This is a genomic window from Psychrobacter luti (assembly GCF_014192115.1).
In the GTDB taxonomy this organism is placed as follows: domain Bacteria; phylum Pseudomonadota; class Gammaproteobacteria; order Pseudomonadales; family Moraxellaceae; genus Psychrobacter; species Psychrobacter luti.
This window is the reverse complement of the sequence record NZ_JACHXL010000002.1, coordinates 268,969-295,009: the sequence shown is the minus strand read 5'-3', so window position 1 is coordinate 295,009 and position 26,041 is coordinate 268,969. Positions and strand designations below refer to the sequence as shown.

At 43.2% G+C, this 26,041-nt stretch carries 22 protein-coding genes and 4 tRNA genes; 14 read left to right on the top strand and 12 right to left on the bottom strand.

All coding sequences use genetic code 11. From position 1 onward, the window contains the following. The first annotated feature begins 12 nt into the window (after positions 1–12). The 10 genes from lolB (at position 13) to FHS24_RS05625 (ending at position 7,587) form a co-directional block, all read left to right on the top strand. A complete protein-coding gene (gene lolB, locus FHS24_RS05670) occupies positions 13–651 on the top strand; it encodes a lipoprotein insertase outer membrane protein LolB (protein ID WP_183619613.1) in 639 nt (212 codons plus the stop codon). A 61-nt stretch (positions 652–712) separates the two neighbouring features. Then, on the top strand, positions 713–1,669 hold the full coding sequence (gene ispE / locus FHS24_RS05665) for a 4-(cytidine 5'-diphospho)-2-C-methyl-D-erythritol kinase (RefSeq protein WP_183619612.1): 957 nt from the start codon (positions 713–715) through the stop codon (positions 1,667–1,669). Between the two features lie 297 nt (positions 1,670–1,966). After that, positions 1,967–2,290: a hypothetical protein gene (locus tag FHS24_RS05660; protein WP_183619611.1), complete on the top strand. Its 324-nt coding sequence runs from the start codon at positions 1,967–1,969 to the stop codon at positions 2,288–2,290. 172 nt (positions 2,291–2,462) lie between these two features. Next, positions 2,463–2,538: transfer RNA gene (locus FHS24_RS05655), tRNA-Gln, on the top strand. 238 nt (positions 2,539–2,776) lie between these two features. Next, positions 2,777–2,852 (top strand) — tRNA-Gln (locus tag FHS24_RS05650). 110 nt (positions 2,853–2,962) lie between these two features. After that, positions 2,963–3,910 carry a ribose-phosphate pyrophosphokinase gene (locus FHS24_RS05645; RefSeq protein WP_183619610.1) on the top strand — a complete coding sequence of 316 codons (948 nt, stop codon included), beginning with the start codon at positions 2,963–2,965 and terminating at the stop codon, positions 3,908–3,910. Between the two features lie 508 nt (positions 3,911–4,418). Continuing rightward, complete coding sequence (locus FHS24_RS05640) at positions 4,419–5,096, top strand: 50S ribosomal protein L25/general stress protein Ctc (protein WP_183619609.1); 678 nt, start codon at positions 4,419–4,421, stop codon at positions 5,094–5,096. A gap of 197 nt (positions 5,097–5,293) precedes the next feature. Then, the gene (gene pth / locus FHS24_RS05635) at positions 5,294–5,875 is read left to right on the top strand and encodes an aminoacyl-tRNA hydrolase (RefSeq protein ID WP_183619608.1); all 582 of its coding nucleotides are present in this window, start codon (positions 5,294–5,296) and stop codon (positions 5,873–5,875) included. 153 nt (positions 5,876–6,028) lie between these two features. Next, positions 6,029–6,409, top strand: coding sequence for an aspartate 1-decarboxylase (panD, locus tag FHS24_RS05630; RefSeq protein WP_045443274.1), 381 nt, complete (start codon positions 6,029–6,031; stop codon positions 6,407–6,409). A 164-nt stretch (positions 6,410–6,573) separates the two neighbouring features. After that, positions 6,574–7,587 (top strand): calcium/sodium antiporter, encoded by a 1,014-nt coding sequence (locus tag FHS24_RS05625; protein ID WP_183619606.1) that lies wholly within the window; start codon positions 6,574–6,576, stop codon positions 7,585–7,587. A gap of 69 nt (positions 7,588–7,656) precedes the next feature. Here FHS24_RS05625 and FHS24_RS05620 read toward each other — a convergent pair whose 3' ends face one another. From FHS24_RS05620 to FHS24_RS05610, 3 genes are all read right to left on the bottom strand, one after another. Next, the gene (locus FHS24_RS05620; protein ID WP_183620071.1) at positions 7,657–8,310 is read right to left on the bottom strand and encodes an RDD family protein; all 654 of its coding nucleotides are present in this window, start codon (positions 8,308–8,310) and stop codon (positions 7,657–7,659) included. A 396-nt stretch (positions 8,311–8,706) separates the two neighbouring features. Then, positions 8,707–8,783, bottom strand: a tRNA-Arg gene (locus tag FHS24_RS05615). Between the two features lie 186 nt (positions 8,784–8,969). Then, positions 8,970–9,059, bottom strand: a tRNA-Ser gene (locus tag FHS24_RS05610). A 336-nt stretch (positions 9,060–9,395) separates the two neighbouring features. Between FHS24_RS05610 and FHS24_RS05605 the strand changes: the two genes are divergently transcribed. After that, complete coding sequence (locus FHS24_RS05605; RefSeq protein ID WP_183619601.1) at positions 9,396–10,190, top strand: hydroxymethylpyrimidine/phosphomethylpyrimidine kinase; 795 nt, start codon at positions 9,396–9,398, stop codon at positions 10,188–10,190. 126 nt (positions 10,191–10,316) lie between these two features. Here FHS24_RS05605 and FHS24_RS05600 read toward each other — a convergent pair whose 3' ends face one another. From FHS24_RS05600 to ppx, 5 genes are all read right to left on the bottom strand, one after another. After that, on the bottom strand, positions 10,317–10,886 hold the full coding sequence (locus FHS24_RS05600) for a YggT family protein (RefSeq protein ID WP_183619600.1): 570 nt from the start codon (positions 10,884–10,886) through the stop codon (positions 10,317–10,319). A 157-nt stretch (positions 10,887–11,043) separates the two neighbouring features. Further along, the gene (gene proC / locus FHS24_RS05595; protein WP_183619598.1) at positions 11,044–11,877 is read right to left on the bottom strand and encodes a pyrroline-5-carboxylate reductase; all 834 of its coding nucleotides are present in this window, start codon (positions 11,875–11,877) and stop codon (positions 11,044–11,046) included. 167 nt (positions 11,878–12,044) lie between these two features. Further along, positions 12,045–13,643: a tRNA lysidine(34) synthetase TilS gene (tilS, locus tag FHS24_RS05590; RefSeq protein WP_183619596.1), complete on the bottom strand. Its 1,599-nt coding sequence runs from the start codon at positions 13,641–13,643 to the stop codon at positions 12,045–12,047. 197 nt (positions 13,644–13,840) lie between these two features. Next, entirely contained in the window at positions 13,841–14,644 is an 804-nt protein-coding gene (locus FHS24_RS05585) for an acetyl-CoA carboxylase carboxyltransferase subunit alpha (protein WP_183619588.1), read from the bottom strand. A 271-nt stretch (positions 14,645–14,915) separates the two neighbouring features. After that, entirely contained in the window at positions 14,916–16,469 is a 1,554-nt protein-coding gene (ppx, locus tag FHS24_RS05580; RefSeq protein WP_183619587.1) for an exopolyphosphatase, read from the bottom strand. 471 nt (positions 16,470–16,940) lie between these two features. Here ppx and FHS24_RS05575 point away from each other — a divergent pair, with 471 nt between their 5' ends. After that, positions 16,941–17,348 (top strand): DUF962 domain-containing protein, encoded by a 408-nt coding sequence (locus FHS24_RS05575; protein ID WP_183619585.1) that lies wholly within the window; start codon positions 16,941–16,943, stop codon positions 17,346–17,348. A 161-nt stretch (positions 17,349–17,509) separates the two neighbouring features. Here FHS24_RS05575 and FHS24_RS05570 read toward each other — a convergent pair whose 3' ends face one another. The 3 genes from FHS24_RS05570 to FHS24_RS05560 form a co-directional block, all read right to left on the bottom strand. Beyond that, positions 17,510–19,273 (bottom strand): AMP-binding protein, encoded by a 1,764-nt coding sequence (locus tag FHS24_RS05570; protein ID WP_183619583.1) that lies wholly within the window; start codon positions 19,271–19,273, stop codon positions 17,510–17,512. Between the two features lie 226 nt (positions 19,274–19,499). After that, positions 19,500–20,801 carry a glutamate-1-semialdehyde 2,1-aminomutase gene (gene hemL, locus FHS24_RS05565; RefSeq protein ID WP_183619581.1) on the bottom strand — a complete coding sequence of 434 codons (1,302 nt, stop codon included), beginning with the start codon at positions 20,799–20,801 and terminating at the stop codon, positions 19,500–19,502. A 46-nt stretch (positions 20,802–20,847) separates the two neighbouring features. Continuing rightward, the gene (locus FHS24_RS05560; RefSeq protein WP_221185029.1) at positions 20,848–21,201 is read right to left on the bottom strand and encodes a zinc ribbon domain-containing protein YjdM; all 354 of its coding nucleotides are present in this window, start codon (positions 21,199–21,201) and stop codon (positions 20,848–20,850) included. Between the two features lie 334 nt (positions 21,202–21,535). Between FHS24_RS05560 and ygfZ the strand changes: the two genes are divergently transcribed. Both ygfZ and FHS24_RS05550 read left to right on the top strand, forming a co-directional pair. Continuing rightward, positions 21,536–22,309, top strand: a complete 774-nt coding sequence (gene ygfZ / locus FHS24_RS05555; RefSeq protein ID WP_183619579.1) for a CAF17-like 4Fe-4S cluster assembly/insertion protein YgfZ — start codon at positions 21,536–21,538, stop codon at positions 22,307–22,309. Between the two features lie 79 nt (positions 22,310–22,388). Next, positions 22,389–23,714 carry a D-amino acid dehydrogenase gene (locus FHS24_RS05550; protein ID WP_183619577.1) on the top strand — a complete coding sequence of 442 codons (1,326 nt, stop codon included), beginning with the start codon at positions 22,389–22,391 and terminating at the stop codon, positions 23,712–23,714. A gap of 74 nt (positions 23,715–23,788) precedes the next feature. Here the strand turns inward: FHS24_RS05550 and FHS24_RS05545 are convergent, their stop codons facing one another. Further along, a complete protein-coding gene (locus FHS24_RS05545) occupies positions 23,789–26,002 on the bottom strand; it encodes a molybdopterin oxidoreductase family protein (RefSeq protein WP_183619575.1) in 2,214 nt (737 codons plus the stop codon). Between the last annotated feature and the right edge of the window lie 39 nt (positions 26,003–26,041).

Here is a 26,041-nt window from a genome sequence, read left to right as displayed (position 1 = left end):
TGAGGAACAACCATGCCAGTTTTAAGAAAAACTCAGCCAACTAAACTTGCGCTATTTAGCGCTTTAACCACCGCGCTTATGATTACTTCTGGCTGCCAGTCATTAAAAACCGCCAATGCTACCAATCAGCCTATTGGCACGGTACAAGGTCAAAGTGCTGAGCAACCTAAAAAACTTGATAGCTTTAATATCACGGGAAAAATCGGGGTCACAACCCCTAGTAAGGACAATTCAGGAAACCAAGGCGGTAGTGCGTTTTATGCATGGGGTCAACAAAACGACCGCTTTGCCATCGAATTGATTGGCGCGCTCGGCATTGGCAAAACCAATATCGAATATAATGGTCAGTCGGCGACTTTAGTCAGTGAAAAAACAGGCACTTTAACCGCTGATGATCCTGAAACCTTGCTAAAAAAAGCGACTGGCTGGCAAGCACCGATTTCGCAAATGCCGTATTGGATATCGGGTCGCCCAGCGCCTTCAGACAGCGCACCACAGCTTGATGCGCAGAACCGTTTGATTAGCTCAGTTAATGGTGAATGGCAAGCCAACTTTACTTATAAAGGCAATGATAAACTGCCAAATAAAATCAGTGCGATGCAGTCGCAAGGCAATAAAGTGGTGATGACCATCGATCATCAAAAACAATAGTAATACGTAGAAAGTAGAACACATTGTTATCTTTACGAACAATTCATAAAGACTCATATTTATGACTGAACACACCATGGCAAAACCTGTTATCACGCGCTTATCACCGGCCAAGATTAATTTATTTTTGCATATCACCGGTAAGCGCGCTGATGGTTATCATAATCTGCAAACTGTCTTTCGCCTGCTCGACTGGGGCGATTATCTGCATTTCACGCTTGCAGATGAAGTGGCTTCCTCTACTATAGATAAAACTTTGGACGCTGATGAGCTATGTCATCAGCTTCTTACCCTTTCTGGTGCCGACACGATAACCACCAGTATCAATGACAATCTTATTTTAAAAGCCGCTAGTGCGTTATTAACATTTGCCATTCAAGCAAACAGACTACCTAAACAGCTGGCGCAAATACAAATTACCTTAGATAAACACCTACCGATGGGTGCAGGCTTGGGCGGTGGCTCATCCAACGCTGCGACGACATTACTGGTCTTAAATGAGATTTGGCAGCTCGATGTTAATCAAAATGAGCTAATAAAAATTGCTGCTACGATTGGCGCCGATGTGCCAATCTTTATCTTTGATCAAGATGCGATTGCCATGGGTATTGGCGAGGAGCTGACAGCCATTGATTTGCCTGAGCAACAGTATTTAGTGTTAACGCCTAATGCGCATGTGAGTACTGCTCAGCTGTTCGCCCATCCACAACTACAACGAGATATCATCCCGCTATCGATTGAAACCATTCAAAGCGAGTCCAATGATTATGTGCAATATTTAAACAAGCCTTATCAAAATGTGTTTACGCCAGTGGTCACTAGCCTTGCTCCTGCTGTCGATGATGCATTACGTTATTTGCAAGGGTTAGAGTCACACGCATTGGGCACAGCTCGGATGACCGGCTCTGGTAGCGCGGTATTTTTGCCATTGGATGCGAGTGTTGCTACTGATAAGGCGCTTTTGGCAAAATGGATTGAAGATGCCCCTTGTGCAGGCTATCTAGTGAGGAATTTATAAGATGGCCGTACCTTACTCAAACTCTCAAATAAGTTGGTATTAATATGAACCATTTATATCTAAATATGAATGTAATAACCGGCACAGTTTTTATTTTCTTATTATCGAGTTTGACTGGGTGTGCATTACTATCTAAATCTCACGATGAGTCTAATGCTAATCGCATATCCGATAAAATCACTCTGCCACAGCAACTAGACATAAAAGTAAAAGACAATTCTCAAAACATAGAGGTTCCTCAGCAAGATTCCAAAGGCAGCTCGCCTACTGAACTATTCACTTATGCCGCGACTCTCAATGCGAGAGATAAATTTTGTTTTTAAAGGTAAATATGTTATCAAAAATAACTGCTTATACTTTGTAAAAAACAACAATGAGTATCTTAGCCCTATTTTTTATCCCGATAGAGCCAGTCTTTTTGAGAATGAACAAACCATTTCTCTAAATGGAACCAAAGTTAAGCTCGGTGAGGAGGTTGTCACTAGCGGTATAATTAAAGAGCAAATAGGTAGTTACTATTTACGAAAAGGTGATATTGTCATCGCTGACCCAGAAAATACAGCTTGTTTGACGGAACCTGCAATATTTATGAGTGGTAGAGTGGTCAATCCTCTGGTCTAAAAGTAACTCGCACAGCATTAGCTTACGATTGAAAGACTTAATAAAAAACCTCTATTCACTACAATAGTAGTTATGCAACTCAGGCTAATTCACTTAGTTTCGAATAAAAGCCATAAAAACACCTAAAGACCTTGCAAATTCTGAAAACTTATTTATAATAGGTCGCCTCAATAGGGGTATAGCCAAGTTGGTAAGGCATCAGGTTTTGATCCTGACATCCGTTGGTTCGAGTCCAGCTACCCCTGCCATTTTTAAGCTCAAAGCGTTTGATATGTATTTATAATAAGCGATTTAAGATAGCTGCTTATTGACATTGACAACGTTATCTCAGTTTCGGTATAGTTCGCAATGAGCACCGTTAGGGAAAAGTTATGTTCTAAACGGTTTATCCGTTTATAAGATAACGAACAGGTCGTGACGCTATTCTAACAATGACTTTTATGAAAAATTATTCTTAGATATCGACGTACACAGCCTAGACATTACAGGGGTATAGCCAAGTTGGTAAGGCATCAGGTTTTGATCCTGACATCCGTTGGTTCGAGTCCAGCTACCCCTGCCATTTTTTACTGTAATAGTAGTCATCAATACTTTTCACCACTCTTTTCTGAATTTGAGCAGTTTGACACTGCTTAGCGGTCGCTGCTTGAGTCAATCAATAGGACTTCTGTCATGCCTTATTTGGCGATTTTTACGGGTAATGCCCACCCAGAATTAGCAAAAACCGTAGCCGATCATCTCCATATACCTCTTGGTAAAGCTGACATCACGCGTTTTTCTGATGGCGAAATTGCCGTAGAAATCAAAGAACACGTGCGCGGTAAAGACGTGTTTATCATGCAGCCTACTTGTGCACCAACCAATGACAACTTGATGGAAATCATGATGATGGCCGATGCCTTGCGTCGTTCTAGTGCTGGTCGTATCACAGCTGTCATGCCTTACTTCGGTTATGCCCGTCAAGACCGTCGTCCACGTTCAGCTCGTGTGCCTATCTCTGCCAAAGTCGTCGCTGACATGCTAAACATCGTCAGTATCGATCGCGTCATGACCGTTGATTTGCACTCAGATCAGATTCAGGGCTTCTTTGATATCCCAGTAGATAACATCTACGGTACCCCTGTATTATTGAACGACCTTAAAAAACAAGATTATGACAACATCATGGTGGTTTCACCTGACGTTGGCGGTGTGGTACGTGCGCGCGCGATGGCTAAGCAATTGGGCGATACTGACATGGCGATTATTGATAAACGCCGTGCCCGTGCCAACGAGTCACAAGTGATGCATATCATCGGTGATGTCCGTGACCGTGATTGTGTCATCGTTGATGATATGGTCGATACGGCTGGTACTTTATGCAAAGCCGCTGAAGCATTAAAAGCAAACGGCGCACGCCGCGTATTGGCTTATATTACCCACCCTGTCCTATCGGGTAATGCGCTAAAAAATATCAGCGAGTCAGAGTTGGATGAGATTGTAGTTACCGATACCATTCCATTATCTGATGCGGCTAAAGCCTGTAGCAAAATTCGTCAAGTGAGCATCGCACCGATGCTGGCTGAAAGCTTACGCCGTATCAACAACGAAGAATCAATCAGCGCTATGTTTGATGCTTAGTCTGACGCTTAATATTTTCTTCTGCTAGAAAAAGCGCTAAGTTTTATTACTTGGCGCTTTTTTTGTCCTATTCTAAGCTGGTTTTACATATAGGCTTTTTCTGAATCAGCACAGCAAGCACGAAAAACTTATTCTAGTAGCGCTTTATAATATTTATCTTTCTTTTATTTAGGATTGACTATAGTTTTCTGCAGAGGCGTTTTATATAGCCATTTTACGTAGGTCTTTATTATTACTACAAAAGCACGTATAATGCGCGCCTGTACTGGCCGTTTTTTATGATTTAAAACGGTCAATATACTTAAAAGTGCTGATCACGCTAAAAACCCATGATTTCCATCACTACTATTATGATGAAAATTTGTTATTAGCAAATGGCTTAAGAGAATAGTAGTTGATTTTTATTAACAGTCTTTTCTTTTAGCTATCATCACCCATTAGTGGATTGGTCGCAAATCCACTTTTTTATGACCAGACACTTCCTCATTCTTTTTATAGGATTATATCCATGAGCATTAATCATTTTGAACTAAACGCAGTTGACCGTTCTGCTGAGCTACAAGGTAAAGGTGCGAGCCGCCGCCTACGTAAGCAGAACCTAGTCCCTGCTATCATCTATGGTGGTAACGAAGAGCCAACCGCTATCTCTATCAAAATCAACGAGCTAGTAAAATCTCTTGAATTTGAAGCGTTTTTCTCACACATTTTGACGCTAAATGTAGATGGCGAAGCACATCAAGTGGTTATCAAAGACCTACAACGCCATCCAGCTAAAGGTTTCCCAATGCATGCTGATTTCCAGCGCGTTGTGAAAGGTCAGAAAATCAACATGAACGTTCCACTACATTTTGCTGGTCGTGAAGAAGCACCTGGTACTAAAGCTGGTGGTGTTCTATCTACGCTAGTGACTGATATCGAAATCGTTTGCCTACCATCACAACTACCTGAATACTTAGAAGTTGACGTATCTGGTATGGAAATCGGTGATCTATTCCGTCTATCAGACATCAAACTACCTGAAGGCGTCATCATCTTTGATCTTGACATGGAAGATGCACACGACCGTACCATTGTTAACATGCAGCCACCAACAGTTGAAGAAGTTGACGAAGACACTGCAGAAGTTGATGCCGCTGACGTACCTGCGACCGCACAAGCTACTGAAGACAAGAAAGACGGCGAATAGTAAACCACCTTTATCCTTATATAGAGACCTTGCGTCTGCTATGTAATAAAAGGTTCGTTTAGTCAAAAAAATAGCAGGTGATGAATATCTCCTGCTGTTTTTGTAAGTAAGGTTTGACAAATAACAGCTGTGTTATTAATAAATAGCACAATCGCAAACCTTACCACTCATTTATTAAATTTAAGCAGGGTGTTTTTATGGCCATAAAGCTTATTGTCGGTCTTGGTAATCCTGGTCAGCAGTATATGTTTACGCGTCATAATGCAGGGTTTTGGTTCGTGCATCATTTGGCTCAGCAGTTTAATATCGCCCTCGCCCCTGAAAAAAAATTCCATGGGGTGACAGGGCGCGGGCAAATTTATGGGCATGACGTGCGGTTACTCATGCCACTGACCTTTATGAATAAATCCGGTCAGTCGGTGGTGCCAATGGTTAATTTTTATGGCATTGCTAATGATGAATTGCTGATTGCTCATGATGAACTCGATATTCCAGCCGGCAGCATCAAGCTCAAAACCGATGGTGGTCATGGCGGGCATAATGGTCTGCGTGATATCACACCGCATATAGGCAACGACTTTCATCGTCTGCGTGTCGGCATTGGTCATCCTGGTCATAAGTCTAAAGTCAGCGGTCATGTGTTATCGAAAGCATCTCCCGATGAGCAAATCGCCATTGATAGTGCCTTAAGCGCCGCTTTTGAAGCCTTGCCATTGCTATTAGATGGCGATATTGAAAAAGCACGTTCACAGATTAATGGCTTTAAAGTACCAGAATAGCATGTGTTTATTTGCATTATTTTAAGTCACTTAAATCGCTAGCACGTAAATTTAGCAGTGACTTTTAGGCAAATAACTTTTATTCTAGCAACCTTGTCCCCATTAAGCTTTTGATTTGACTCATTTATATCAGTTACCCTAAGGAAGCAACCTATGCTACTTAACATGCTCAAGTGCAAATTACATCGTGCCCGTGTTACTCATGCTGAGCTGCACTACGAAGGCTCATGCGGTATCGACGGTGACTTACTCGACCTTGCTGGTCTACGCGAAAACGAATCTATCGATATCTATAATGTCACCAATGGCAAACGCTTTCGCACCTATGCGATTCGCGCTGAAGCAGGCTCTGGTATTATCTCGTTAAATGGTGCCGCCGCTCATATGGCAGATTTAGGCGATATCGTCATCATCTGTGCTTATGCGCATTTTGATGAAGTAGAAGCAGCAACTTATCAGCCAAAACTGGTCTATTGCAACGAAGACAATACCGTTAAAGACACTGCCAATATCATTCCAGTACAAGTGGCTTAATAACTATTGATGTTAAGGCGTTTATTTTCACAAAAATACGCTTAACTATCGTAAATAGCGGATGGCTAGCTACGTAAATACTGTTTTTAATAAAAATGCCGAATCTAAATACGATTCGGCTTTTTTTACATTCATTTATCCATTTATAAGTAGGAAAATTGCTGATGTGGTTGGCGGTTATTGCAGTATTGGTCGGTTTAGCAATTTTGGTTTGGAGCGCGGATGTTTTTATTGATGGCGCCACCGCACTGGCAAAAAAGCTAAATGTGCCAAGTTTTTTGATTGGGGTGATTATTTTAGGGCTTGGCACCTCTGCCCCTGAAATAGTGGTCTCGGTATTAGCCGCATTAGAAGGTAGTCCTGAGTTGGCATTGGGTAATGCTTACGGCTCAAATATCATTAATATCGCGCTGGTATTGGGTGCAACGGTATTGATAAGCCCCATTATCATCCATAAAGGCATCGTTAAGCGTGATCTACCGATACTAGTAGCGATTACTGCTCTGGCGGCGTGGCAGCTGCGTGACGGGCTGCTAAGCTTTAATGATGGGTTGGTGCTGTTGGCATTGCTTGTGGTGGTTTTGGCTATTCAAATCGCGATGAGCTTACGTGAAGGCAGCTCAAAACACGTAGATGAAATCAGTAATGGTAATATCGTAGATAGTGAGTTATTAGAAAGCCAAGCAGGAAAATCAGATGAGACTGAATCCAGTTTACTGCGCGGTTTGGGTGGGCTATTTATTGGATTATTGATGTTGGTTGCCAGCTCACAGGCGATTGTTTGGGGCGCGGTTGAATTGGCGAATTTTTGGGGATTGAGTGAGCTGATTATTGGCTTGACCATCGTCGCTATTGGGACGTCATTGCCTGAACTGGTCGCAAGCTTATCCGCCGCTCGTAAAGGCGAGCATGATATGGCATTGGGCAATATCATTGGTTCTAATATCTTTAATACCTTGGGCGTTGTTGGTTTGGCGACACTCATTGCGCCAATTACAGCCAATCCAATCATCTTATCGCGTGATGTGATGACGATGGGCGTCATCACCTTATTGCTTGTCGCCTTATGTCTCTTTGCCTTTATCAGTAAACGTCCATTTGGTCGCACGTCTGGCGCAACGCTGATGCTGTTCTTTGTCGGCTATACGCTATGGCTGATGCAAACCGCTAATATGTAAATCCGTTTAACTTTATAAATTTTTAATATTAAAGCCGTTTAACATTAAAGCTTTTAAATAATGAGCGTCTTATTTATTGGCTTTGCGGTTTCTAATCACACGCCATAACCCTTCATTCTCAGTTTTTGGCATTTTTAAGGTGATGGTATTCGAGAGCATATCTTGTACCGCAAGACCGCGACGATTAAACAGACAAAAGGCATAGTTAAAGACAAAACCCAAAAAAGCACAGGTTAATAAGATAGCCCGTGAGCCGCCGATGACATTACCAATAAGACCAAATATCAGCGGCATCAGACTTGCTGCCAAGATACGTTTAAACGACTGCCCCCACGTTAGAAGGTGACCGCTATTATTGACCGTTTTTAAGCGCCACGTTTGCATGCCTAATGTTTGCCCGCCGCGGCGCCAAAACAATCCATAGAAGCCCACTAACGTCAGTATAAATGACGGCGTCATAACCGCATTCTGATACCACGTCGGCAGCGATCTGGCTTGTTGCGACTGTGTGCCCGTCTCCATCGTCAATAGCGTACCAATCACGGTAAGCACTGTACCAACTAGGAACAGTAAAGCCAAAATCAACATCCCATCATATAGAATAGCAGCCAAACGCGTGCCAGGCTTTGCAACCATCGCCTCTTCGATAGTAGAGGTTTGATGCGCTGAATTTTTACGTGGCGATTTTGCTTTAGGAGCAGTTTTTGGCGACGATTTTGACATGATACAAGCCCATAACAAGCGGAAAATAGAGCGCTCATTGTACCGTAATTCAGGCACTTAGCGTACCTTATGATGATATAGGTAATTCAATTTAAAAAGAATACAGTGCTGCTGAGATAAATTTTTCGAAGCCTCTGGAGTGTGAAGCACACAGCAAGCAAGGAAAATTTATACCAGCAGAATACTATTTTGAACGTATTTCTTTTATATTGAACTGGATATAGAGGACTTTGATACAAAGGCAGCTGCTTTGCATTGATAAGAAAGCGAGAAGCTCATCAAACTAGCAACTCTACAAAAACGACAGACATAAAAAAATCGCCAGATTGTCATAAGACAGGCGATTGATTTAGTTTTAGCTTAATGGTTACATGAACAAATAAGCTAGTATGCAAATGGTGCGCTTGGAGAGATTCGAACTCCCGACCCCTTAGTTCGTAGCCAAGTGCTCTATCCAACTGAGCTACAAGCGCGTACTTTGCACATTATCTACTGAATTATTAAAGAACAATTGCAGTAAATTAGGTTGGTCATTATATAGATAATCTCGCTTGTGTCAATATCTTTTTTAGTTAAATTCAAATTATTTTTAAATTTAATACTAAAAAAATCATTAACGCCAGTTTCTGCGTTACTACTCTTTATAACAACTGAATAAATGGCGGTGAAGGAGGGATTCGAACCCTCGATACGCTTACACGTATGGTTCCTTAGCAGGGAACTGGTTTCAGCCACTCACCCACTTCACCGAACGATTTAAGACACTTATCAGAATATTTATAGTAAATATCCTTCTAAACACAGTATCGATGCTAATGATACGTCTTATGCCGTGGGCGGTATTATAGCAAAGCCAAAACGAATTGCAAGCGTTGTCTACAGATTTAACCCTACATTTGCCATAATTATCGATTTAAATGGCTTTATTATTTTTTAAGGGTGAAAATTGCCTGATTTAGCCATAAAAAGTAAAAATTGTTTTTGGTTTTACCACTAATTTACCAAAACCCAATGACTATGGCTTTTTGGGCAATGGGTGGCTATAGTATTTATGATTCATTGTAAAATACATAAAAGGAAAGGTTATGCGACCAGTGGTACTGTGTTTTTCAGGGTTGGATCCGTCAGGCGGTGCTGGATTACAAGCGGATATCGAGGCGATTGGCCAAGCAGGCGCTCATGCCGCCATCGCTTGTACGGCAATCACTATACAAAACTCCCAGCAAGTATTTGGTTTTGAGGCTTGTGCTGCCACCTTGCTAGAAGCGCAGGCGACCACAGTGCTCGATGATTTACCTGTGAGTGTCATTAAATCAGGTATGCTTGGCACCACTGACAATATCGCTATGCTGACACGTTTGTTTGCTGAGCAGGTTATCGCAGCTGACACGCCATTTGTACTCGACCCCGTATTGGTTGCCAATAGCGGCGGTAGCTTAGGTGATGAGCAAACTTTGGTGACCGCGTTTAGAGAACTGCTCCCCTACGCGACGTTAATCACCCCAAATACCCACGAGCTGCGTGCTTTAAGTGGTGAGCAAGATTTGCATATCGGTGCACAGAAACTATGCGCTCAAGGATGTTATGCAGTACTGGTCAAGACTTCACACGATTTTGATAGCGGCGATATCGAGCAGTATCTGTATATCAAAGGTGAGATGGTACATAAAAGTGTTTTGCCACGCCTAAAAGGCGAATTTCATGGCTCTGGTTGCTCATTAGCGAGCTTTATCGCTGGACGCTTGGCAATGGGTGATGCGCTTGTCGAGGCGGTCAAAGCGGCGGATAGCTGGATTACCGAAACGCTGCGAGCTGCTGATGCGCCGCATCCTGATAACGCTAAAGCCCAATTAATACCCAATCGTTTTGTCCATTTTTGATTTATATATTCTTTTATACATTGATAGGATTTCTCAACGACAAACAAAAAAAGGCGCTCTATATCTCATAGAGCGCCTTTTTATTCAGTATTTGATTTTACACTAACTTTTACTTAATAGTTTTAATTAGCCCAACATTGGCATAAAGCTCGATGCCAAGCCACCGATAAATATCTCAAGTAGATAAAAAGCAAAAAAGGCGACCATTGGCGATAAATCAATCATGCCTAAGTTTGGCGTGATTCGACGGAATGGTGCCAAAATAGGCTCCGCTAAATTAACAATGATACCAATAATCGGATGCTGAGATTGGGTAAACACCACAATCCAACTCACGATGATAGAGCCGATAACAAGATAACGGCACATACGCAAAAAGTCTAATACCAAGCTGATGGTACCAGTAAAGAACAGCGGTACAGGTGCAATGCCTTTATGGGTTAACGCCGCCTTACCAGAGATATCAATCAGGCGAATTAAAAACATCAATACAATAGCAGCAATACTAATACGGCCTTGGGCGACGGTTGGAAAAATACGCCCAAACACATCGACGATATGGGTGGCTTTGTAAGCTGGCGCAATCATAGGATTACTAGCATCCATTCCCGCAAACTGCAGCATAAAACGGATAAATACCAACATCATGGCGAAGGTGGTGACCAAATCAAAAATTTGCAATAACAGGTTGTTCATGAAGTGCTACTCAATGTGACATTATTAACGGGATTTAGGATGACGAATGTCATTATCAGGCATTTTTATGACTTTAAGTTTTTATAATTTTAAATAGGGTATTTCATAAATCATGATATCCCCTATTTATAAAGGGTTAATGACAAGTAGCGACTGGCTACTTACTCATCTCTTCACTTAGCGCTTTGCTACGGTCGTAGCATGCTTGCATGGCTTCACTAATTTGACGACCGATGTCATTGGCTTGCATGGACTCAATAGCTGCTTGGGTCGTACCATTTGGTGAAGTGACTTTACGACGTAGTTCAGCAGGCGCATCTTCGCTACCCATTGCCATTTTTGCCGCACCCAGCATGGTTTGCATCGCCAGCGCTGATGCTTGTTCTTTATCCAATCCTAACGCGACTGCCCCATCGACCATCGCTTCGATAATATAAAACATATAAGCTGGCGCTGAGCCTGATACGGCGGTGACCGCATGCATGTGCTCTTCATTATCAACCCACATGACCAAACCTGAGGCTTCCATGACTGCGGTTGCCAATTGCTTTTGTTCGGCAGAAATATCATCTGTACCGTACAGACCAGTTGCGCCCATTTGAATCATGGCCGGCGTATTTGGCATCGCACGGACGATATTACCATAGCCACCTAACATATTTGATAACAGCGCAGTCGATAATCCTGCTGCCACTGAAATCACCAGCTGCGTGTCTAAGACATCAGCAAAACCACTGACTACAGCTTTCATGACTTGCGGCTTTACGGCCAGCACTACGATGTCAGCATCGATAACCGCCGCTTTTGCATCAACAGTTGGATCAACCGCACTCAACCCTTTGGCAACCAACTGCTCACGCGCTTCGCTACTAGGGTCAGCAACTGTAATTAGGCTCGGTTTGACACCGCAGCTGACAAGCCCGCTAATCAAAGCCTGCGCCATATTTCCGCCACCGATAAAGCTGATTTTCTTATTATCTAATACTGACATACGTGTCTCCTATTCAAAAAATGCAAAGGCATTCAAACTAACATAATGATAGGTAAAATGACACTCAGTTTAACATACTGCTACTGGCGTGGTTTGATAAATTGAAATGCTTAGTAATGGGCTTACCGTTTAAATAAACACTATATTAGACGTAGTATATTTATGGTTTAACATTTTTTATGCAGAATGATATGGCTTTCGATAAATGCGACCAGCTGTTTTACATCTACATTAATATTCGTCTGCTCATCATCCAACACCCAGTTTTCAAAAGGTGATAATAATAAAATAGGCAATTCTATTGGGCGCTCACTTTCCAAAAGCTCGTTTTCGCTATTTTCTTTATTTATCAAAGTCACACTAGCTACCATCAAACTCTCGCGCATCCATGATGGAATGCCTAAGGTTTGATAGAGTTTTTTACCTGACTGCGGTCGTGTTGCCAGTGTGGTTTGGATACGAGTGCCGCGATGTAACGGTGTTACTTTCAGCATTGGCTTTATCAGCACTGCATTTAATGGTAGCTTTAATACCAAATCGTCTAATATTTGCAGTAGTTCACTTGGCACCATTTGTACTTGCCAAGTGAACGTTTGATCACTCCGTAAGTTAATTGATAGTGGTTGATACTCAGGTAAATTATTAGCCAGTGACAGGGGCGGTAGCATTTGCTCAGCAAGTGGTAGTTCAAGCCATTTCAACCATTCACTGCTGAGCCTATAAAGCTGCTGACGGTAACGGCGAATACTATAGGATTGCTTACGACCTTGCCAAAAAAGTGCTGTTTGATGGTCACGATCATCACGTTGGCTTAGACTTAATACATCATCGACCAGCTGCTTAGCAGGCGGCAATGGCTCATCTTGAGCTAACCAATAATGCAATAACTGCCGCTGACGATAAAGTGGTAACTTCTGTAGCTCATTTATATTTAGCACGCGCTGTGCAGGTGGCAGCTGTAATGATGCAATCTCTATCTGTTGCAAATCATCGACTGCTTGGGCATTAATTATTAATTGCGCATCACTCAATAACTGTGCGCTACGAGCGATATTATCAATAACGTTTGGGTTATAAGTTGCTAATATCGGCATGATGTCTCGACGTAAGCCGCTACGCACATTGTCGCCAGTATCATTGGTTGGGTCATCGATATAAGGCAGTTTTAAATGCTGTGCATAGGCGCTTATGTTGGCGCGTTTTACCGTTAGCCAAGGTCGCCATAACGCTATTCGATGTGCACCCTGTGTTTGAATACGCCACGGCTGCATACCCGATAGACCATTTACCCCAGCACCTTGAATCAGGCGCATTAACACCGTTTCCGCTTGGTCGTCCGCATGGTGGGCTAATAATAAAATATCATCTTGATTAAGTTGCGCGCGCATCACATCATAACGCGCTTGGCGTGCGGCTTGTTCATCATGACCGTTCACTTGTACGGTTAAAATCCGACAAGGTATCTTTTGAGCGCCTGCCCACTGAGCAACATGCTGTGCCCAAGTACTACTAGCGGCTTGTAGACCATGGTTAACATGTAGCAATTGCGGCAAAAATGGGAATTTACCTTGGTGATAGAGCTGCACACATAGCGCCGCTAATGCCAAAGAATCACGCCCACCACTACAGGCCAGCCAAAGTCGCCGACCATGTACTTGCTCACCATACTCACCCAGACTGCTTAATAACGCTTCTGCCAGAGCATTATCAATAGGCAGGGTAGCTATCGGCTCTATAGGATGCGAAAGGATTGCGCTATTCGTCATTATTAACCTTATTAATTTTAAACCTATTAACAACCAAGCCATCATAAGGCCGATGACTGATTATCATATAAATAAGCTTGTGCATAAATTAACAGCTACAAAAAAACGCGCCATAAAATGACACGTTTTTATTTTAACATTAAGCGTAAATCGATATCGTTAAAAGCTAAGTTTAAGTAACCTAGCAATATAAAATCTTAGCAAGGTAACATGACTTCTGAGTTAAATGATTTTAACTTCTCATAACGCAGCTCGCAACGCTCATGCGCATCCATGTCTTTAATCTCATTCAATTGCTCAACGATTAACGCTTTTAACGCCGTCATCACTGGCTGCGGCTGAATATGGGCCCCCTCACCTTCGTCGATAACTGCATCAATTAAGCCCATTTGATAGAGATTAACAGCATTTAATTTCAATGCTTCACTGGCATCTTGGGCTTTTTCAGCAGTTTTCCATAAAATAGACGCACAGCCTTCAGGAGAAATGACCGAATAAATACTGTTTTGCAGCATATTTACCTTATCGCCAACGCCTATTGCCAACGCACCACCTGAACCACCTTCACCGATAATGGTAACGATGATAGGCACTTTAAGACTAGAAAACACGGCGATACTTTCAGCGATGGCTTGCGCTTGTCCACGCTCTTCAGCACCGATACCAGGGTAGGCGCCTTGGGTATCGACAAAGGTCATCACCGGAATGTTAAAACGCTCAGCCATTTTCACCAAACGAATAACTTTACGATAGCCTTCGGGGTTTGCCATACCAAAATTATGGGCGATACGCTCGCGCGTACTACGACCACGATGCTGGCCAATCACCATCACAGGCTGGCCGTCTAGGCGCGCAAGACCGCCAAGGATAGCCTTATCATCTGCATAAGCACGGTCGCCATGCAACTCATCAAATTCGGTAAACAGCTGATTCACATAGTCCATAAATAATGGACGTTTGGCATGCCGTGCAAGCTGAACGCTATCCCAGACGGTACTCATAGACGCTTCCCTTTCGTAATTCTATATAATATGGTGATGTTTAATAATGACGCTGTTAAATGACAATGTTAGATGACAATGTTAGATGACAAAGCTAAATAACAGGATTGTCGGCTTTTGGATAACAGACAATCAAAGTACAGTTGTAAACTCAATAGAAGCTATAGTAGCACATCTTAAATAGCATGACATTACTGACAACGGCGCTTTTGTTACGTTAATCTGTAGCGCAATTATTACAATAGTAACGACTCAATGTTAAAAGCCAGTGTTAAGAATCAGTATTAGCGTCCAGTGCTTGTGCTTCAACCACGCTCAGTTTCACACCCCATTTAGCAAACTGCTCAATCTCCGTATGCAAATCTGATAATAAGAAAGCATAGTGCTCACTACTTTCTCCAACTGTGATTTGCCAGCGATTATCATCAATCACTTTTAATTCTAATTCTGGTAACTCATGATCGCTGCGACTGTGGTGCGCCAGTACCGCTAAACGTAGCAACAAACACAGATAAACGAGCGAATCACCACCGATTGTACATGTCTGCTCTAACATATCAGCTTTAAGCTTACGCCGATGATTCAGCATTAATTGCGCCATCCGCTTTTGGTCTACTTGCGAAAATCCTGGAATATCAGAGTATTCAATCAAGTAAGCACTGTGCTTGTGGTAGCTGCTATGAGCAATCGCCAAGCCTATTTCGTGTAAGGACGCCGCCCGTCTGAGCACATCACCATCTTCGGTATTGAGTGCAAGCTTTGCTTTTACTTGCTCAAATAGATTAAGGCTGGTTTTAACCACTTGTTTGGCTTGTTTTTTATCGCCTGAATAGCGCTTTATCAATGCCAAAACACTACGGTCACGTACGTCTTCACTAGCAAAGCGCCCGAGCATATCGTACATGACGCCTTCGCGTAGCGCGCCATCTGAGTAAACCATGGTCTCAATGCCCAATACTTTCATGACCGCACGCAGTACCGCAACGCCCGCTGGGAAAACCGCTTTACGATGTTCTTTAACGCCTTCTAAGTCTATATCATCAACGTTGCCAATTTTAAGCAATAATTTTTCTAACTTTTTAACGCCTTTATAAGTGATACGCTCTTGTTCGTCTGCCCACCCTTTTGAGACAAGGACGTTGCGCACCGCTTTAATCGTGCCACTCGAGCCAACGACACTACTCCAGCCTACTTTTTGGTAACGTCCATTAATCGCTAACACCTCTTTACGGGCGCTTGAGATGGCATTATTAAAGGCTTCTTTAGTAATCAATCCGTCCGCAAAATACTTTTGCGTAAAGGCCACACAGCCCATCTGTAAGCTTTCGGTCAATAGTGGATCGAACTCTTGCCCAATAATAAACTCTGTCGAACCACCACCAATATCGATGACCAAGCGTTTGTCACTACTGGCATTGGTATGCGAGACGCCCAAATAGATCAAACGCGCTTCTTCTCGTCCCGCAATAATCTCAATCGGTTTGGGCAAAATTTTATTGGCACGAGTGATGAAGTCATTGGCGTTTTTGGCTTGGCGCAAAGCGTTGGTCGCGACGACGCGAATACGCTCAGGCGGCACTGAATCTAAACGCGCTACAAAGCGGCTTAAGCATTCCAGACCACGCTTTTCAGCAGCAGCGCCCAAGATATTATTCTCATCGAGTCCGGCCGCAAGCTGCACCTTCTCAGACATAGACACTACTTTTCGTACCTCACCATGATCGAGGCGAGCAATGGCTAAATGAAAACTGTTGGAGCCAATATCAATGGCTGCCATCATTTCATCATCAGCAAGTGGTGGGTTTTTTAGGTAGTCTTTAGGCATAAGCGAGATCGTTACCGTGTCAGATAAAAAAGATATTTAAGAGCACCAAGGCTTTTAAAGTAGAGGATATATGTAATTAAACTGAAGATTTTTATGCAACTAAGGGCTTTTATATAGAGTTCAGATAATATTAGAACTGTCATTATGATGAGGATTATAGCAAGTTTTGCCATTAAAACATTTATGTAAAACACTGGCAAGTGAGATGCTAGCACGATTACCTACGGATTGAACCGGACAGAAACGCTCTTTAACTTTAAAAATAGCAGTCAGTTCTCATACTTTTTTAACATAGTCTATTTGACAATATGAGCTTGCTACAGCTGCGATTGTCTATATTATAATAGAGAACAAGCACTTACTTATGGCAATAAATGTTCGTTATATATAAGCACCATCCATTTTTGCTATTAAAGCCCATCACGGAATGATGACGCTCAATCAATAATAACCTGCAAGGAAGCAAAAATCATGAATCAGACAACTACCCAAGCCTCAAAAGCCAACTCTCCTGCTGGCGCAGAAAAAACCAGTCATGGCAGCCTTATTCACATAAAACGTCCAGCCAAGCTGAAATTTTACGACTTTTATTTAAATGAGCATCAAAACATCGCCTGCCGCCGCTTGCATTTTGCCGGTAGTAGCTTTGGACTTTTGGGACTGGCAAAATCTATTAAGAACCGCTCGGCAAAGCCGCTACTTAAGGGCATTGCCGCAGGATATGCCTGTGCATGGGTCGGACATTTTTTCTTTGAGAAGAACAAACCGGCTTCTTTTAAATTCCCACTGCAGAGCTTTGTCAGTGACTTTCGCATGTATAGCGATGTATTACGCGGTAATTTGAGCTTAAAAGATCGTAAATTTGATAAGGTCAGATAAAGCCAAACCTTTCAGTTACTATTAAGGTACTATATGGAAAATGTAAAAAACACTGAACTGCAATTTTTTGCAGCTCAGTGTTTTTTACATTTTCAAAGCTTAAATATCTTTAAAAGTTTCGATGATATTAATCACTTTTATAGATTAAGTAAAATGCGCCTTTAGCGTAGAGATTTACGTAATATCTTACCGACTGCCGTCTTAGGTAATTCATCGATAAACTCGTATGACTGCGGACGTTTATAGCCTGTGAGACGCTCGCTTGCAAAGTCTTGTAGCTCCTCTACCGTCAAACTCGAATCTTTTTTGACCACAAACGCTTTGGGTACTTCACCGCTATGCGCATCTGCAATACCAATTACCGCTACTTCTAGCACTTTTGGGTGATCAGTCAACGCCGCTTCTACTTCGTTGGGATAAACGTTAAAGCCTGAGACCAATATCATGTCTTTCTTACGGTCAACGAGCGTCAAGAAGCCTTCAGCATTCATCACTCCGATATCGCCTGATTTAAAATAGCCGTCTTCAGTAAAAGTATCAGTATTGTCTCTTTGCCAATAACCACGCATCACTTGTGGCCCTTTGATACCGACTTCTCCGCGTATACCTATCGCACAATCGCCGCCATCTTCATCGATGATCTTGATATCCATCATCGCTAGTGGCAGACCAACGCTACCATTAAAACTGCTAATCCCAGGCGGATTAAAAGAGATAACTGGAGAGGTTTCGGACATGCCATAACCTTCATTGATTATCATACCGGTGACTTGTTGCCACTGATCAGATACTGCTTTTATGATTGCGGTACCACCACCGATAGATAAGGCCAAGCGACTAAAATCAAGACTGGCAAACTTCGGGTGATGCAGCATACCAATAAATAAAGTATTGACTGAAGGTATGACATGCGGACGATGCTGCTCAATGGTTTTGACTAGCCCTTCAATATCACGCGGGTTAGTGACCAATATATCTTCCCAACCACCATATATCCCAAGCAAACCACAAACCGTAAATGAGAAGATATGATAGAGCGGCAAAGGATTGAGTATCTTAATTTGCTCACTACGTCCTGCTTCAATCGCACTGCCAAACATTGCATAACACTGGCAGACATTGGCCATGACATTATAATGCGTCAGCATCGCGCCTTTGGGCTTACCTGTTGTACCACCAGTATATTGTAGTAATGCTAAATCCTCGCGCTCGATAGTCACGGCTTTAAAGTCTTGCTCGCGCTGCGACTGCATAATGTGCGCAAACGTTATATTCTCAGGCGCTATATTTTCTTGCGATGATGGCTGATTATCTGTTACTGATTCTGATACGTTATGGGATTCATTGGTTGAGGAGGTCTGATGTGCGCCCATCTGACTCAATAAGGCAATATCATTATCAGAGGTCGCAGCGTTAGGATCTATAGAACATCTGACGACCCATTTAAGTTGCGTCTTAACTGCATCGTCTAACTGCTCATAAGCAGAACTCATCCCATCAAGGACGATAAGACCACAGGCTTGAGCATCCGTCAGCTGATGCGCCAATTCATAATGGGTATACATCGGATTAACATTGACCAGTACCGCTCCTGCCCGCAGAGAGCCAAGTAATATCACGGCATATTGCAATATGTTTGGCAGTTGGACGGCGATGCGGTCGCCTCTATTTATACCTTGTGCTTGCAAAAAAGCAGCAAAGCGGCGACTAGCGATATCTAATTGTCCAAAGGTGAGCGTTGCAGGCCCCATACTAAAGGCCACAGAATCACTATGCTGATCTATCTTTGGTTGTAATAAATCTATTAAGTTTTGCTTACCTTCTAGCGCATCTAGGTTATTTCTAATTCCGTACTGCTCATAGGCGGCCTGCCATAGCGGCGGCGTGGTACTACTAGGTGCATTATTGTCAAAGCTATTATTCATCGGTTAGCGTCCTTGCTCAATTGTCATTATTAGTCTAAGAATAGCACAACTTATTCTCTATTTTGCAATCACTCAACAAGGGTTTATCTCCGTCTCAGTTTTTTCGAATTATAAATCCACTATCAAAAAATCTTTATTTTTTATAATGAAAGAATAAATTTTAGACACAAAAAAACCAGCACGATGGCTGGTTTTTATTTATAGGGCTAAACTTCAAAGCAGTAAACTAAGCTTTTGCCATTTCTGCAAATATCTCATCAGCCGCTTTAATAGACGCTTCAATGTCTTCATCACTATGCTTGATGGACATAAAGCCCGCTTCATAAGCAGACGGCGCAAGGTAGATACCACGATCTATCATGCCATGGAAAAAGGTATTAAATACGTCCATATCGCATTCGGTGACTTCATCGAAGTTTTTTGGTACGTTTGTTGCCTTGTCTTTAACAAAGAACATACCAAACATGCCGCCCAATTTATTGGTGCGCAAGTTAATACCGTGCTTGTCTGCTGCAGCTTGGAAGCCATCAACGAGCTGGTCTACTTTCGCTGATAGTTCAGCATAGAAACCATCGACGGTTAAGTCTTCAAACATCGCGATACCGGCACGCATCGCCAGTGGATTACCTGATAACGTACCCGCTTGATAGACACCGCCCAGTGGCGCGATACATGACATCACTTCTTTTTTACCACCAAAAGCACCAACCGGTAAACCGGCACCGATAATTTTACCAAAGCAAGTCAAGTCAGGGTCAATACCAAAATGCGCTTGTGCGCCGCCAAGCCCAACACGAAAACCGGTCATTACTTCATCAAAAATCAATACCGCACCATTGGCGGTACATTCTGCACGCAAGGTATCATGGAATTCTTGGGTTGGAATGACCATATTCATGTTGCCAGCGATTGGTTCCACAATCACGCAAGCAATCTCACTACCCCATTTCGCAAAGCAGTCTTTAATCGCTTGTGGGTCATTATAAGGAATGGTAATCGTATGCTTAGCAAAATCGGCTGGCACGCCTTTTGATGTTGGTTCGCCAATATCCAGCATGCCAGATCCGGCTTTTACCAGTAGGCTGTCTGAATGACCATGGTAGCAACCTTCAAATTTGACGATTTTGTCACGCTCAGTAAAGCCGCGCGCCAAACGAATCGCGCTCATGGTCGCTTCTGTACCCGAGCTGGTCATACGAATCATCTCAACACTTGGGACGATTTCGCAAATCTTATCAGCAACGGTGGTTTCAAATGGCGTTGGTGTACCAAAGCTCAAACCATCATCAGCAGCTTTTTTAACCGCATCAATGACTTTTGGATGCGCGTGACCCAAAATCATCGGGCCCCAAGAGCCAACATAATCGATATAAGCATTGTCTTCGGTGTCATAGATTTTGCTGCCGTTAGCACGGTGCATAAAGATAGGCGTACCACCGACACCGGCAAAGGCGCGAACCGGTGAGTTTACGCCACCAGGGATATGCTTACGTGCTTGCGCAAATAGTTGTTCATTTTTACTGCTCATAATTATTCTCTACTTATTCATTCGGTCTTATTTTATTAACAATACATTAGGCTTTTTTAACCACAGATGATTTCAGCTTCATTGGTCCATAACCATCAAGTTTACAGTCGATATCATGACCATCAGACGCATCGGGCAATAGGCGAATACCTTTCGCTTTGGTACCGACTTTAATAACGATCGATGAACCTTTGACCTTTAAGTCTTTAATCACGGTGACGGTATCGCCATCTTGCAGCTCATTACCTACTGCATCACGAATGACCGCATCTTGCTCTTCAGCTTGCGCCGCATCGGTTTCAGCCGCGGTCCACTCATGCGCACACATAGGACATACCAGTAACGCACCATCTTCGTACGTATATTCAGCATCGCATTTTGGGCAATTGGGTAAGCTCATAATTTCCTCGTCAGCCGTGATAAATTGGGTGTATTCTACAGCTAACATTGTACCGTAACTCGCCAGCTTTAACCAATCGCTTAGGTTGTGAATACTGTTCTGTACCCAATTGTCATATTTACTTATGCGGTAAAGCGGACATTTTTTATCACGTGGTTTTTTATGGTACTCTGCTTCAACCAAATTTAATTTACTAGCCATGTGTCTTTAGATGGCAAAAACTTCAAACACTACTTTAAGTATTATTTTAACAGCTACGTTAACAACCACTTTAATTACTCAGTATTAACCCTAATATCTGAGGCTATAGCGACTGATAAATAGGACAACAATAATGACTCAATCAAGCTTATCAACATTTTCATCAACATCGCCACAATTTGCTCAGCTAACCATTCAAGGTGAAGACGCGGAAAAATTCTTACAAGGGCAGTTGACCTCTGATGTCACCAAGCTCGGACTCAGCTATCAAGCAACGGCGCTTAGCAATCTAAAAGGCCGCATCGATTTTGGTCTATGGATTAAAAAACAAGAAGAAAAGCATTTTGATGTGGTTATCAGTGCTGATTGCGTTGAGGCTTTCCAAGCCCATTTAAAAAAGTTTGGCGCTTTTTCAAAATTCGACACCAGTGCACCAACGCCCATTTATCCTTGCGTGCTTGATGGGTTGCCAACCTTTAGCCATAAAGAAGAACATAGCTCGCCAGCAGACACCAAAGCGTGGATGCAAACGAGTCTTGCCATTGGTAACTACTGGATAGTCGCTGCAACCCAAGGTGAGTTCCAACCGCAAGAGTTGCGCCTGCATCAGCGTGGTGGTATGGATTACGATAAAGGCTGCTACTTGGGTCAAGAAGTGATTGCCCGTATTTACTTTAAAGCGGCACCAAAAGCTTTCTTACATTATGTCAGCGGCACAGGTGATGTACCAGCAGCAGGCGACAAGCTAGAAAAAATTCAGGTAGTTAATGCGATTGCCGATGACAATATTAATGGTAATGGTTTTAAAGCATTGGTCGTTGCCCGTCCAGAACATTTAGCGGACAGCGAGCTTACGATATTAGACTTACCGCCAGCACTGCAAGCGGATGTCGCCCGCCAAAAATAGCGTGAAGTGAAGTAATCAACAACACGAAACAGTAAGCATTATTTAAAGCACTTTTACTAAAAACGCAGCAGAGCAATTTATGAGTCATATTGCGGTACTCGGAGCAGGCGTGGTGGGCGTGACCACCGCATGGTATCTTCGCCAAGCAGGCTACGATGTGACCGTCATTGAGCGTGAGCCAGCCGCCGGTATGCAAACCTCATTTGCCAATGGTGGGCAGATATCTGTTTCGCACGCGACACCTTGGGCCAATCCTGCTACTCCAATGAAAGCCCTTAAATGGCTGTTTCGTGAGGATGCGCCGCTGCTCTACCGCTTGCGTGCTGATAAGGCGCAGCTTAAGTGGGCGATACAGTTTTTACAAGAATGCCGCGCAGATAAAGCCGATGCCAATCTGGTGCAAATGGTGCGCTTAGGCTTGTATTCACGAGAAGCACTACAACAGCTGCGTGCTGATATCGGTATTGATTATGAGCAGCAAACGCGCGGTATCATGCATTTTTATACCGATCAAGCTGAGTTTGATGCTGCCATTGCGCCAACGGAGCGCATGCAAGAGCTTGGCTGTGAGCGCTATGTGATAGATATTAATAACGTGGTTAGCCTCGAGCCTGCGCTTTATCCCATCGCTCATAAGCTCAAAGGCGCGACTTATACCAGCCGTGATGAATCAGGTAATGCGCATTTATTTACCCAAGGCTTAGCTGAGCGCTGCGTCGAGGCTGGCGTGCAGTTCTTATATGATACCGAAATTTTGGCGTTAAGTGCCGATGCTTATTCTGCTCGTCCGCATATACATAGTATTACCATTCGACCCAAGGGTGAAAACGCGCAGACTTTTAGTGCGGACAGTTATGTACTAGCACTTGGCAGTTATAGCGTTGCGCTGATGAAACCGCTCAATATTCATCTGCCAATTTTCCCTGCCAAGGGTTATTCTGCTACCTATCAAATCAATCCGCGCGCGCCGCATCTGGCACCCTTCGTCAGTCTCATTGATGATGAGTTCAAATTGGTCACATCGCGCCTTGGTGACAAATTACGGGTTGCTGGAACGGCAGAATTTAACGGCTACAATTTGGATTTAAATAGCACGCGCTGCGAAGCCATCACTCGCCGTGTGCAGCAGTTATTCCCGAAAGGCATCATTGCTAACTCTGTGCAATATTGGACAGGGCTGCGACCGATGACCCCATCAAACGTACCGTTGATAGGTCGCGCGCATAAGGGTCAAGTCCGTCACGGTAGTCACAATACAAGCTCTAGTTTCGACAATTTATGGCTCAATACTGGTCATGGCACGCTTGGCTGGACCCATGCTTGTGGTTCTGCAAAAGCTCTCAGCTTATTGATACAGGGTGAGACGCCGCCAGTCGATTTTGATTTTATTGGCTTAGGAACGTAAAAATTAGAAACGTAAAAAAAGGCACTTTTATAAGTGCCTTTTTTTACATTACAGTCTTTTATTTTAGAGCTATTTTATGCAGCGCTCCCTGATTCAATATCGGAATCAACGTCAGAATCGATGATATCCAAATCAAGCTCTTTTGGCTCAATCGCTTCCAATTGCACAGGTACGCCATTGACCGCCGCATTGCCACTTAGCTGATCGATTAAGGTATCGTCCGTCAAATCATTCACACTGACACCGGCATGCGCCTGCGCAATTTTTTGTTTCACGCCTTTACGGCCGTGTCCCCAGCCATGAGGAATACTTACCACTCTTGGCATCAGCTCGTCCGTGACTTCTGCAACTATCATTACACTACCAACGCGCGAGGTAACTCTTACGTTTTGACCATCCTCGATACCGTATTCTTTCGCCGTTTCTAGATGCAACATAAGCGTACAGCGCGGCTTACCTTTTACCAAGCGATAGCTATTATGTAACCACGAATTATTACTACGGACATGGCGACGACCGATGAGTGAAATTTGTTTATCGTCATAGTCCTGCATCATCGCCTGTACGCGCTCTAAATCTGCTTGATAAAAATCAATATTAAGATGAATCTGCTTGTCTTTATGTTTTAACGCCTGCGGTAGCATCTTTTTCAAAGGTCCTAAATCAATGCCATGAGGATACTTCTTAAGTTTATTTAGCGTCATACCTGCATAAGGTCCACGTTTTAAACCTTGATCAAGCATAAATTTCGGTCCTAAAGTATTGACTAATCGGCGCTCAATTTTAGTCGCAAGTGGCGCTTTTTTATCTAAGCGTTTTGCCAGCTCTAAGTAAATTTGCCAGTCATGTTTGGCATTTTTTTTCTTAACGAATAAAGCCTTTGAATATTTAGCGACGTTATGCACAGCAAAATTATTAAAGGTAACATCATAATGGTCACGCTCTAGCGGCGATACCGGCGGCAAGATAATATTGGCATGACGACTGGTTTCTGTAACGAAATAATCAATCGCAACCATAAATTCCAAGTTTGCAAACGCAGTATCTAGCTTTTCACCATTTGGCGTGCTGAGGACAGGATTGCCAGCGACCGTCATAAAGCCTTTTAATTGTCCTGCCCCTTCTACCAGCATTTCATCCGCCATCGCCACGACGGGATAATCACCATTAAAATCAGGCAAGTTACTCACTCGACTATGGCGTTTACCTAAATAACCTGGTCCTGAGTTATTGACCACATCGACCGCAGGATTAGGGAACATTAAACCACCCACTTCATCCAAACGACCCGTGACAATATTAATGACCATAATGAGATACTGACTTAATAAGCCAAACTCTTGCACCGATACACCCATACGTCCGTAACAGACTGAGCTTTCAGCTTCACAAAACTCTTTTACTAAACGCTTAATCTCGATTGCCGCAATGCCAGTAATATCAGCAACGGACTCGGCGCTATAATCTTTGGCAAAGTCGGCAAGTCGCTCAATCTCTGGCGCGAGCGCCACCGCTCTATTATTTTTAGAACGTGCCTTGTCTGCATAACCTTGGAGATAGATTTCATTGAGCATGGCGAGCAATAATAAGACATCCGTTGCTGGACGAATAAAATGATGCTCGCTAGCAATGTCGGCGGTTTCGGTGCGCCTTGGATCAATCACTACTACTTTGCCATCGCGTGCTTTGATGTCTTTTAGCTTTTGGCGCATATTCGGTGCGGTCATAATACTGCCGTTAGATGCCAGCGGATTGCCACCAATGATCAGCATATACTGGGTGCGATTGACATCAGGTACTGGGATGCGCAGCATATGACCAAAAAGATGCATACTGACGATATGGTGCGGCAGTTGGTCGATAGAAGTCGCAGAAAAACGACTGCGCGTCTTGATACTGCTTAATAAATGTTTAATGGTTAACATGCCACCCAAATTATGGACGTTAGGATTACCTAAATAAATACCAAAAGCATTTTGACCGTGCTTTTTCTGTACCGACTGAATACCCGCGGCAACCTTATCTAAAGCTTCAGCCCAGCTAATCTCTTTCCAACCGTTAGCGGTTCTCTCAACGGGATGACGCAGGCGATCACTATCTTCATGCAAATCTTGTAAAGCAGTTGCTTTTGGACAAATATAACCTTTGGAGAATGGGTCGTTTTTATCACCTTTAATCGATAACACCTTGTCACCATCGTGCTGGATGACGAGACCGCACATCGCTTCGCATAGATTGCAGGTTCTAAAATGTGTTTGCTCATTCGTCTTGGTCTGTTCGCTACTCATGGTCGCGCTCCCTGTTATTTTTTAATATCGCTTTCACTA